Origin of the sequence: Oscillatoria sp. HE19RPO, assembly GCF_024220515.1 — a bacterium.
GTDB lineage: Bacteria > Cyanobacteriota > Cyanobacteriia > Cyanobacteriales > Laspinemataceae > Laspinema.
Genome location: NZ_JAMXOT010000260.1, coordinates 1 through 10,960, shown reverse-complemented (window position 1 = coordinate 10,960; position 10,960 = coordinate 1). Strand labels below are relative to the sequence as shown.

Annotated in this window: 7 protein-coding genes; 4 read left to right on the top strand and 3 right to left on the bottom strand. The window is 48.8% G+C overall.

What is annotated here, in order from left to right; all coding sequences use genetic code 11:
• Window positions 1–230: 230 nt before the first annotated feature.
• Window positions 231–1,568 (bottom strand): dihydroorotase, encoded by a 1,338-nt coding sequence (locus NG833_RS21965; RefSeq protein ID WP_375293939.1) that lies wholly within the window; start codon window positions 1,566–1,568, stop codon window positions 231–233.
• Between the two features lie 563 nt (window positions 1,569–2,131).
• Here NG833_RS21965 and lepB point away from each other — a divergent pair.
• The 4 genes from lepB (at window position 2,132) to NG833_RS21945 (ending at window position 8,001) form a co-directional block, all read left to right on the top strand.
• Window positions 2,132–2,761 (top strand): signal peptidase I, encoded by a 630-nt coding sequence (lepB, locus tag NG833_RS21960; protein WP_254567410.1) that lies wholly within the window; start codon window positions 2,132–2,134, stop codon window positions 2,759–2,761.
• 458 nt (window positions 2,762–3,219) lie between these two features.
• Complete coding sequence (locus NG833_RS21955; protein WP_254567413.1) at window positions 3,220–4,629, top strand: sensor histidine kinase; 1,410 nt, start codon at window positions 3,220–3,222, stop codon at window positions 4,627–4,629.
• 264 nt (window positions 4,630–4,893) lie between these two features.
• Window positions 4,894–5,052: a hypothetical protein gene (locus tag NG833_RS21950; protein WP_254567409.1), complete on the top strand. Its 159-nt coding sequence runs from the start codon at window positions 4,894–4,896 to the stop codon at window positions 5,050–5,052.
• A 231-nt stretch (window positions 5,053–5,283) separates the two neighbouring features.
• A complete protein-coding gene (locus tag NG833_RS21945) occupies window positions 5,284–8,001 on the top strand; it encodes a diguanylate cyclase (protein ID WP_254567408.1) in 2,718 nt (905 codons plus the stop codon).
• A gap of 145 nt (window positions 8,002–8,146) precedes the next feature.
• Here NG833_RS21945 and NG833_RS21940 read toward each other — a convergent pair whose 3' ends face one another.
• Complete coding sequence (locus NG833_RS21940; RefSeq protein ID WP_254567407.1) at window positions 8,147–8,524, bottom strand: hypothetical protein; 378 nt, start codon at window positions 8,522–8,524, stop codon at window positions 8,147–8,149.
• A gap of 219 nt (window positions 8,525–8,743) precedes the next feature.
• Window positions 8,744–10,429, bottom strand: a complete 1,686-nt coding sequence (locus tag NG833_RS21935) for an AarF/ABC1/UbiB kinase family protein (RefSeq protein ID WP_254567412.1) — start codon at window positions 10,427–10,429, stop codon at window positions 8,744–8,746.
• Window positions 10,430–10,960 lie beyond the last annotated feature (531 nt).

Here is a 10,960-nt window from a genome sequence, read left to right as displayed (position 1 = left end):
ATGAAACGCTAAAAACGTTAATGACTACATTGTAGCACTAAGGGATAGGCAAGGGATAGGCGGTTAAAACCGCTCGTTCGTTTTTCCTCTGCGCTCTAAAGATGCGCAGTTCCCAAACATCTCGGAGTTTTATATGGGTGCAAGATGTCCGTTTTTAACCGATGTAGGGGCGCTTCGCGAAGCGCCTCTACAAGCGGGGGATTTATCCCTCGCTGGACTTCTGAAAGGGATTAACCGCCAAATGATAAGGCTTTGCCGCGAATGTCGGTGTTGAGTTTTCCGCGATCATAGACCACTTGACCGCCGACAATGGTTACCACGGGCCATCCGGTGAGGCTCCAGCCCTCGAAGGGATTCCAGCCACATTTACTAACCACTTCTTCCCTTAATACGGGACGGTAGGTGTTTAAATCCACCAGGACTAAATCGGCATCGTAACCCGGGGCGATCGCCCCTTTGTTGGGGATTCGATAGCCTTTGGCAACGGCAGTGGACATCCAATGGGCGACTTGGGGGACGGTGCAGCGTCCCTGCATGGCTTGAGTCAGCATTAGGGGCAGGGAGGTTTCCACTCCGGGCATTCCCGAGGGGGTATTGGGATAGCCTTGGGCTTTTTCTTCGAGGGTATGAGGGGCATGGTCCGTAGCAATAAAATCAATCACGCCATCCAGGAGGGCCTGCCAGAGAATTTCGTTATCCCGGGGCGATCGCAACGGGGGATTCATCTGCGCCAAGGTGCCGATGGTGTCGTAGGCACTGGTATTCAGCAGCAGATGTTGGGGGGTGACTTCGGCGGTAACCCAACTGGGTTTATCTTCACGCAACAGCAGGGCTTCATCGCCGGTGGACAGATGCAAAATATGCAGGCGGCGTTGGTATTTTTTAGAGAGACTTAAGGCGCGCTTGGTGGCGATTAAGGCAGCTTGAGTATCCTGAATTTCAGAATGGACTGCTGGATCCGTGCGACCGCTAAACTGTTGACGGCGTTCCTCGATGCGGGTGCGGTCCTCGGCATGGACGGCAATCAGGCGATCGCCTTGACTAAAAATCGCCTCCAATGCCTCCTGATCGTCCACCAACAACGGACCCTTCATCGACCCCATAAAAATTTTAATCCCACAGGCGGGATGAGCTTCCACCAAATCTGGTAAATGTTCTGCCGTTGCCCCAATAAAAAAGCCATAATTAACTAAGGACGAACGAGCGCCCCGAGCCAATTTATCATCCAGAGTCGCCTGGGTGGTGGTCAGGGGTCGGGTGTTGGGCATCTCCAAGAAGGAAGTCACCCCGCCCTTAGCACAGGCACAACTGGCTGTAAACAGGTCTTCCTTATATTCGAGTCCGGGTTCGCGGAAATGAACCTGGGGGTCGATTACCCCGGGCAACAAAGTCAGCCCAACCGCGTCAATCACCTCCAGATTATCGTCAGGGTCGGGATTTTCAGCTAAACCTGGAATATCCGGTCCAATTTGGCGGATTTTTCCCTCTTGGATCAGGACATCACCCTGTAAAAATTCTCCATCGGGCTGTAAAATCCGGGCTTGTCGGATTAATAAATGGTTTCTCATGGTCAAGTTCCTTGTGTTGTGTTGAACCCTGGTTCGGTCAAGTCAAGGATATCCCGTTTGGGGGGTTTATGTCGGGAGCAATGATTTAGTCAACTCACCCCTCTAGTTGCCAAAATCAGACCGACATTTTACACTGGATGAAGATATGGACATGGGTACAAGACAGGATCGATATTGGGGCGTGATTTTCCCTCTTCCCGGTTCACCCTCTTCCCGGAGCGGGGGGCTAAATCTTCGTACTCTCAGCTTAACTAGAGTGTTCAGGTTAATTTTCTCAACCTGACTTGGAAAGGGGTGATGAACGAAGACCGAGGGGAAAAACGTCAACGGTTTAATACCCGTTAGGTCAACATCACCCGATGAAGATCCGGAGTCAATCCCTCAATCATCCAGCTCATCTGGTTATTAAAAATACACAGAAGTTCGGTTTATAATTGATGGTTAAAGGTTCGAGAAATAGATGGTATTTTAATCCCCGGCTACTTCTATAGGGAGAGCCAATTTTCCATTCTCCCCAATATTGTGTTAAAAACCAGCAGCACTATTAGGTCAAAAGTTAAAACATGACTCGTGCAAAAGAAACCGTGTCTGATATAAATTCTCAGCCAATTCCCCCTAACAATCCGGAACTCAAGCCAGAAAATCCTTGGGTGGAAGCACTTAAGACCATTGGCTTGAGTGCGATTTTAGCAATTGGGATTCGTCACTTTGTGGCCGAAGCACGCTACATCCCGTCGGGTTCGATGCTACCGACCCTAGAAATTAACGATCGCCTGATTGTGGATAAGTTGAGCTATCGCTTCACGAATCCAGAACGAGGCGATATTGTCGTCTTTTATCCCACGCAAACCCTCGAAGACCAAAATTTTAAAGATGCTTTTATCAAGCGGGTGATCGGGCTGCCTGGGGAAACGGTAGAGGTCAGAGGGGAACGGGTTTACATTAATAATATCCCCATCAAGGAACGCTATATTGAAGAAGGACCAAACTACCAATATGGGCCAGCACTGGTTCCTGACGATCAATATTTAGTGCTCGGGGATAATCGCAATAATAGCTACGATAGTCATTATTGGGGTTTCGTCCCTCGGGAGAAAATTATCGGTCGTGCAGTGATTCGGTTCTGGCCCCCGAATCGCATGGGAGAATTGAATCCACAACCCGTCTATATCCAAGAGACTCCACAGGAGTAGGGGAGGGATTTGGGGTGTTTCCATCCCAAGGAAGCAGTTTCGGGATTACCCGTTGGCGAACGAGAGCTTTCTGTTGAAGGACGGGGGATTTTTCTGGTTTTACCCGTCCTGAAATCCCTGGATATCAAACATGATAAGTTATCAAAATTGACTCTTCTCTAGCTTCAAGTCGTGGTCTTAAAAGGTACAACCCTCACCCTAAATCCCTCTCCCATTTTGGGAGAGGGACTTTGATTTTTCTCCTATTTTGGGAAAAGCGGTTGGGGTGCAGGGCTATCATGAACAGAATACAGAATGAAAACATGAGGAGGATCTCCATCGGGCGATCGCAACTTTTTGGTTTATGATGAGTGCACCCATGTCTAACGGCGATCGTCCCTAGGGTGAACCACCCATCTCCAACCCCCTTGTCATTCTACTGTTTAGGCGTCGGTGTTGACCGGCGATATCCCTTGACCGTGCCAAATCAACCCCATTCTGAACTCTCAAAGCCTGTATTTTTTGAAGGAAGTTATCGAGATCTGCGCGTTGAATCTACCCTGGGAGAATTACCCCTGTTTGATTTCCAGGTGGATATCACCCGACGCTGCTGTGATATCGTTCGCACTTTTGAAAAATATCCCCTTCTGACTGGGGTGATTTTGCGAGATGCGGGAGAATTTGTTGGGATGATGTCTCGACAGCGACTGCTAGAATATTTGATTCGTCCGCGCGCGAGTGAGTTGTTTTTAAATGCTCCCTTGCAAATGCTTTATAGCTATGCTCGGACTCAGATTATGCTACTAAGTTCCGAGACAACCATTGTCCAAGCGGCACGACAGGCATTACGGCGATCGCCTGAATTATTAGGCGAACCCCTCGTCGTCCAAACCAGTTCCGATAACTATCTATTACTCAATATTCATGAATTAAACCTCGCCTATTGGCAAATTCGCGGTATTGAAACTCAATTGCGGTTTGAACAAATTCAAGCGCAATTGGTACAAACGGATAAAATGGCGAGTTTGGGCCGGTTGGTCGATGGGGTGGCTCATGAAATTCTCGACCCCGTGGGATTTATTTGGGGAAATTTAACCTACGTTGCCAGCTATTCAGAGGAATTAATGGAGTTGGTGAATGCTTATCAAAAGTATTTACCCCAGTCCATACCGGAAATCGAGGACCTCCAGGAAGAAATTGAATATGAGTTTTTAAAAGAAGACTTGCCTCGGGCCATTTCTAGTCTGAAAAATGGAGCCGATCGCTTAAAACAGTTAGCCACTAGCTTGCAAAATTTTTGTCATATTGATGAAATTTATCCCAAACCCGCTGATATTCATGCCTGTATTGATAGTGTCTTGTTGTTGTTAAAAAGCCGCATTAGTGGCGAAATTGAAATTATCCAAAACTACGGACATCTCCCGCCGATATCCTGTTACGCCTCTCAACTCAATCAAGTTTTTATTAATATTTTAAGTAAAACCATTGATGGATTAATTCACGAAGCTGTCCATCAAAAATTTTCCTTGGAGTTCAGTGAAGCGGGCTTTCGAGCCAAGCCTCAACCTTCTCCAACCAAGTCAAAAATTTTCATCTCTACAGAATTGATATCTCGACCCGCTTTAATGCCGACCCAGCCGGATTCCCGGTGGGTTTCGATTAAAATTGCTGATAATGGGCGGGGAATTCCTCAAGCTAAAATTAATGAAATTTTAGCCTCCTTTGGAATGTCTAAATTGGCCGAAAAAGAAACCAGCTTTGCGGTGAGTTATTGGATTGTCACCGCCAAACATGGGGGAGAGCTTTATCTGCGATCGCGCACCCTGAATTCAGAGGATTTACCCCCAGGCATTGGCACCGAGTTTGAAATTCTCTTGCCCGGGGTTTAACCCCATCAACTCATCAAAAAGTTCCCTCGGATGGGATTGCCAAACTGTGCTATTCCAGTGCCTCCGGCAGAGTACAGAAATTGCTAAATCTGGATTCATACTCCATCCAATTGTCAAAGGTCTGTAAAAACCCACAGGCTCAAGCCTGGAGGCTCACAAGACAAAGCCTGCCTACGCAGGCTACTCCATAAAAACGACTTTTCATACCCGGATTTGGTATCACCCATCGCCGCGATCGCCTAACTATTCCTCGGGGGGATAAATGTGGCCCGTCATGGATTCAGGGAGGATGAGAGTGCCAATCCGGTAACCCTGGGGACTCGCCTGCGCGAAGTGAGGGACGGTGGGAGACTCCCCCCAATTCCCGAACGAGGTGCAATGCCTGAAAAACAATTAAATTTTGTGACAGAACAGCCCTTATAATTTATCTTAGATGCGCCAGAATCTTAAAGGGTTGGTTATTTTGTTTTTATAGTTTTTTCACTCATTAATCGGGGCAGGACTTGCTTAAAAAGGCAGAACCTCTAAGGGAAAGCGGCAGGAAATCTAGTCTGATGCTTTTATGCGATCGCCCGACAGAAACTGTCACAATAGAAACTGAGTATCCGACATGAATTTTGTAACGTAGAAAATTTCAGGGGAGGCACTGGCATCATGAATAGTAAACCCCAATTTGTTCAACAGGAATCCTGGATAGAACCGAGTTCTGAGTCCAATCAGGGGCCGGAACTGGATACTCAACTGAGTCGATCGCCCCAGGCACCAGGGCCTCAGTCCTGGGGAATAGACGGGAGAGACCCACGGGGCGATCGCACCCGGTCCCAGTGGCTCAAACCCTTAGTTGAAAGCATTTCCGAAGGCGTTATCCTCAAAGATGAGCGCGGATGTTGGCTGCTGGCAAACGAAGTCGCATTGAGGCTATTCCAATTAATCGGCGTGGACTATGCCGGTAAAACCAACCCCCAATTAAGTCAAGACTATCCCATCGCTCAAGAAATCTTGAGGGCTGATGCTGAATCTGAGCAAACCGCTTGGGAACTGTCCAAAACCATTTATCACCGGGTGGAATGTCCCGCCCCTTCCGGGGAACTGCGGTCCGTGGACATCAAAAAAACCCCCCTGTTTAACAGCGATGGGACCAGGCAAGGGACGATTGCGGTGGTTTGGGATCCAGATAGGAGCGATCGCCTCCAGGTTGAGGAGTCATCCCGAGGGAAACCGGGCAAACAGAAGGCGACAATGGAGACGATTCCGGATGTGATGCTGTATTTAAAAGCCGATGGCACCATTTTGGACTGCAAAAATGTGCCGGAACAGACGACAGCCATTCCGCCCAATTTTGAAATCGGGCTTTCTATCTATGAAATTTGGCCCCTATCCATCGCCACGGAAGGGATGAAATATATACTTCAAGCCTTGGAAACTGGGGAAGTTCAAACCTGGGAATATGAGTTGACGATTCATGGCAACTGCTACAGCCGGGAAGCGCGGATGATGGCTTGTGCAGAGGACCGAGTTGTCGCAATTTTGCGGGATATCACCGAACGCAAACAGGCGGAAGCGGCCTTAGAGTATGTGGCGCAAGCGGTGGAAAGTGCCAGTGATGCGATCGCCATCAGCGATGCCAATGGTAATCATATCTATCATAATTTGGCTTTTTCTACCCTGTTTGAGTATGGCACTGTGGAAGAGTTGAAAGCCGCCGGAGGTCCCTCCATTCTCTATACTGACCCCGAAATTGCCCGGGAAATCTTTGAGGCGATCGCCCCGGGTCAATCTTGGATCGGTTCGGTGGAACAGCGCACCCGCAGCGGTAAAATTGTCCAAGTGTTGCTCCGCGCCGATGCGATTAAAGACCCCACAGGTAAAATTATTGGACGGATTGGGATTAGTACGAATTTGACCCCCCAAATTCAGGTTGAAGCCGCCCTGCAACAATCCAAACAAAAACTTTCTCTGCACCTGGAACAAACCCCCTTAGCGGTGGTGGAATTCAACCTCAACGGAGAGATTGTGGAATGGAATCCGGCAGCGGAAGCAATTTTTGGGTATAGCAAAGCGGAAATCCTCGGACGGGGGATGGCGTTGCTCTTTCCAGCCACGGAGGAAGCGGATGCGGGTCAACGATGGCTGGATCTGTTGGATCAAAAGGGAGGCGCTTGCTCAATTTGTGAAAATGTCAAGAAAGATGGGCAGCGGGCTATTTGTGAGTGGTACACGACTCCCTTGATTGACCGGGAGGGTGAGACGATCGCCGTAGCATCTCTGGCCCAGGATATCACCGAACGGGTCCGGGCGGAGGAAGCCATGCGTCACCAGTCCGACCGGGAACGACTGGTGAGCGGGACTCTGGCCCGCATTCGCCAATCGTTGAATTTAGAAGAGATTTTGAATACGGCGGTTTCGGAAGTGAGACAATTTCTGGATTGCGATCGGGTGGTGGTGTATCAGATCTGGCCGGACCAGTCGGGGAGTGTGGTGACCGAATCGGTGATTCCGCCTTGGCCCTCAATGCTGGGAGAAAGTTTCGGAGAAGAAATTTTCCCGCCCAGTTGTTATGAGCGCTATTGTAACGGAACGGTTAAGGCGATCGATGATCTGAAGGCGGCGAATTCTCCCCAGTGTTTGATTGAATTTTTGCAACCCTTTGGGGTGAATGGGAAAATGATTGCGCCCTTGTTACATGAGAACCGCCTTTGGGGGTTGTTGGTGGCGCATCAATGTAATGGAATTCACCACTGGCAACCGTTTGAGATTAGGGGATTTGAGCAGTTGTCCGCTCAACTGGCGATCGCCATTCAACAATCCACTCTATTTAAACAGTTGGAAGCGGCAAATGAAGAATTACAGCGGATTGCTTCTTTGGATGGATTGACTCAGGTCGCCAACCGGCGCGCTTTTGATGAATGTCTCCATCGGGAATGGCGGCGAACCATTCGGGAACATTCGATGTTGTCTTTGATACTCTGTGATATTGATTTCTTTAAATTATACAATGATACTTATGGGCATCAAGCTGGGGATACTTGTTTAAAACAAGTCGCCCTGGCGATCGCCAGTGCCGTCAAGCGTCCCGCTGATTTAGTTGCTCGCTATGGGGGAGAGGAATTCGCCGTCATTCTTCCCCATACCAATGGCGAAGGGGCGATGCAAGTGGCGCAGACCATCCGCAATCAAGTTAAAGCCTTGCGGATTCATCATGCTAAGTCCCCGGTGGGTTATGTGTCGATTAGTTTGGGGGTGGCGGTGACTTTACCCCGACCTCAAGACTCGGTGGAGAAATTAATTCGGAGTGCCGATCGGGCACTGTATGAGGCGAAATCCCTCGGGCGCGATCGGGCAGTCTTGGAAAAATATTCGGCCTCGCTTTAAGTTGATGAAAAACCTTCAGCGAAAGGGTAACAAGAACGGCTCAATTTGTCCAGTTTCCACCCTGAAAAGAAAAGGAAAAAGCAAGTTGCTTTTTCCCATTCAATCCGGTGATTACCGGAAGATCGGCTGATAATTGAGCGGCACTTTATTCCCAAGAATCAAGGTCAAGGGCTTTGGAACCACCGCGTTGGAGTTGCATCAAAAGATTACCCAACTGAGACCAAACCAGCCAAGCGGTTAAAATGGTTAACGGGAAGGAAAAAACGTAGGAAATCAACAGATTAAATCCGAAAACCTGTAACCCGGACGCGAGAAACACACAAATCGCCCCAGCCATTCCCAAAAAAGGCAGTTGTAATTCCATGCCTCTAGCTTGAGAGAGACTGCGGGTTGAGCGATTCCGAGACCAGGCTTGCACCAATTGGGTGAGGGTGGCATAGAAGGCGGTTCCCGAGGCGACTGCCGCGATAAACGCAGCAGCTAACAGGAAATAAGGTGGCTCTGGATAGGGAAAGTTAGGCACGAATCTCTCCTACAAGACTGTCAACTCAGAAGGGTCAACTATCAACGGTAAAGGGGAAAGGCTCAACTGTAAAGAGGAAAGTTGTCAAAATAAAACCCGCACCCTCAAGGGTGGGGCACTCGCGGACAAAGCCCGCCTGCGCGGGCTAAAACCGAAAATCGACTTGAGACAACCGGATTTGGTAACAGGGGTGATGGTTGAAGAAATCGGTTCTTGAGACTACTTTTCCTCGAAAAAGGGGATTCCCGTAGGCATCGAAGGTAACAATGCTGCTGCACCTTCCCGGGAGAAGTCAGCTAAAGCCCCCCAAGCGGCATCGAATATCCGATTGGGGTGGATATCTTCCTTGATCAAGTTCCACAGACGGCGGACTTCTTCGGTATGGAGTTTGTCATCTTCGACTAACGCCAGTAAGATTTGACGGCGTAGAAACTCACCTTCTTCTGAGAGGAGATAGCGCAGACCTAACTCTGCCGTGGGGATAATATCAAAATTGGTGTCCGAACGGGCGATCGCAATCAAGTTTTCCAGACGACTCCATTGGAACTTGCCATCCTTAAATAACACATCAATCAACCGTCGTCGTAACTGCGGTGATTCTCCCGCCAGTAACCGCCGCGCGACATAAGGATAGGCCACATCCACGATTTTGAAATTAGGATCCATCGTCAAGGCTAACCCTTCTTGAGTCACCAGAGAGCGAATAATCAGGGCAAACTTAGCCGGGACCCGGAAGGGATACTCGTACATCAACTCCGAGAAGCGATCGGTAATCGTCTTAAAGTTGAAATCCCGCACACTTTGGCCGAGGATATCCCCTAATACCGCTTCTAAAGCAGGGACGATCGGCCAGATATCCGTCTCCGGGGTTAAAAATCCCAGTTTGACAAATTGTTCGGCTAATTCTATATAGTCTTTATTGATCAGATGAACGATCGCCTCCACCAAGTTTTCCTTGGTGGTTTCGTCTAGCTGATCCATCATGCCAAAATCAATGTAGGCCATGCGACCATCGGCCAGACCAAATAAATTCCCCGGGTGTGGGTCCGCATGGAAAAAGCCAAACTCCAAAAGCTGCTGTAACCCCGTGGTTACCCCCACTTCAATTAAGGCATTGGTGTCGATTCCCGCCCCTTGCATGGTGGGAATATCATTGAGCTTATACCCCTCAATCCACTCCAGAGTTAGGACCGTATTGCTACTATAGCGCCAGAAAATACTGGGAACCTTGACCATTGGATTCCCACTGAAGTTGGTCGCAAATTTTTCCGCATTGCGTCCTTCATTGAGATAATCCACTTCTTCAAAAAGTTTGGTGCCGAATTCATCGACAATTAAACCCAGGTCATGACCTAAATTTAGGGGCAGCCAAGGTCCGACTGCCTTCGCACCCCAGCGCATTAAAAACAGGTCCAGGGTGAGAACGGGTTTCAAATTTGGACGCTGTACCTTGACCGCCACTTTTTCGCCACTGTGCAAATAGGCTTGATACACTTGGCCTAAACTGGCTGCGGCCACAGGTAGGGGGGTAATTTGAGCGAACAGTTCTTCAACGGTTTTGTCGAGTTCTCGCTCAATGATGCGGTAGGCGACGGTACTATCAAACGAAGGCAGTTGGTCTTGGAGCTTGATCAGTTCATCGAGGAAGTCCTTGCGGATCAAATCCGGACGGGTGGAAAGGGCTTGACCGACCTTGATGAATGTGGGTCCTAGATTGGTTAAGATGTTTTGGAGCTGGGTCGCTCTTTTTTGTCGTTGTTGTTCCGCTTGGTTTGTCCACTCATCCCACTTCAAGCCCAAAATAAAACTAGACAAATACCAAATAACGGTGATGGCTCTCCAGATCACTTTCCAGGGACGGGAACGATAGTAACTGGCGATCGCGGCAGGATCATACCGCCGCATCTGGGCTATGGTTTTAGAACTCACGCCTTTCCTTGCCTCTAATACTTGGGTTGGATCTGAAGTGACCGCCAGCCTTGCGGTCTGGCTTATTCAGATTATTTACTTATTTCTTAATATCTTAACCCATCTTTACAATTCTTTAACCCTTCTTGATCTATAGAATTCCCTCTATTGACCTCCCGGGTGATATTGATGAGTCTGGGAAAAAGAGACGACTGAAGTCGTCACTACGAACGAAGAGAAAAAACCACTCCCCCCGTTTGTAGTAACGACTTCAGTCGTTCTCCCCCTCTGACTCCTGGGGAAAGAGACGACTAAAGTCGTCACTACGAACGAAGAGAACAACCCGTTTCCCCGTTTGTAGTAACGACTTCAGTCGTTCTCCCCTCTGACTCCTGGGGAAAGAGACGACTAAAGTCGTCACTACGAACGAAGAGAACAACCCGTTTCCCCGTTTGTAGTAACGACTTCAGTCGTTCTCCCCTCTTAACTCCTGGGGAAAGAGACGACTAAAGTCGTCACTACGAACGA

Bases quoted from the DNA above. Each gene is read 5' to 3' on its own strand.
- NG833_RS21965 (WP_375293939.1), bottom strand. From the start codon at position 1,568: ATGAGAAACCATTTATTAATCCGACAAGCCCGGATTTTACAGCCCGAT.
- lepB (WP_254567410.1), top strand. From the start codon at position 2,132: ATGACTCGTGCAAAAGAAACCGTGTCTGATATAAATTCTCAGCCAATT.
- NG833_RS21945 (WP_254567408.1), top strand. From the start codon at position 5,284: ATGAATAGTAAACCCCAATTTGTTCAACAGGAATCCTGGATAGAACCG.
- NG833_RS21935 (WP_254567412.1), bottom strand. From the start codon at position 10,429: ATGCGGCGGTATGATCCTGCCGCGATCGCCAGTTACTATCGTTCCCGT.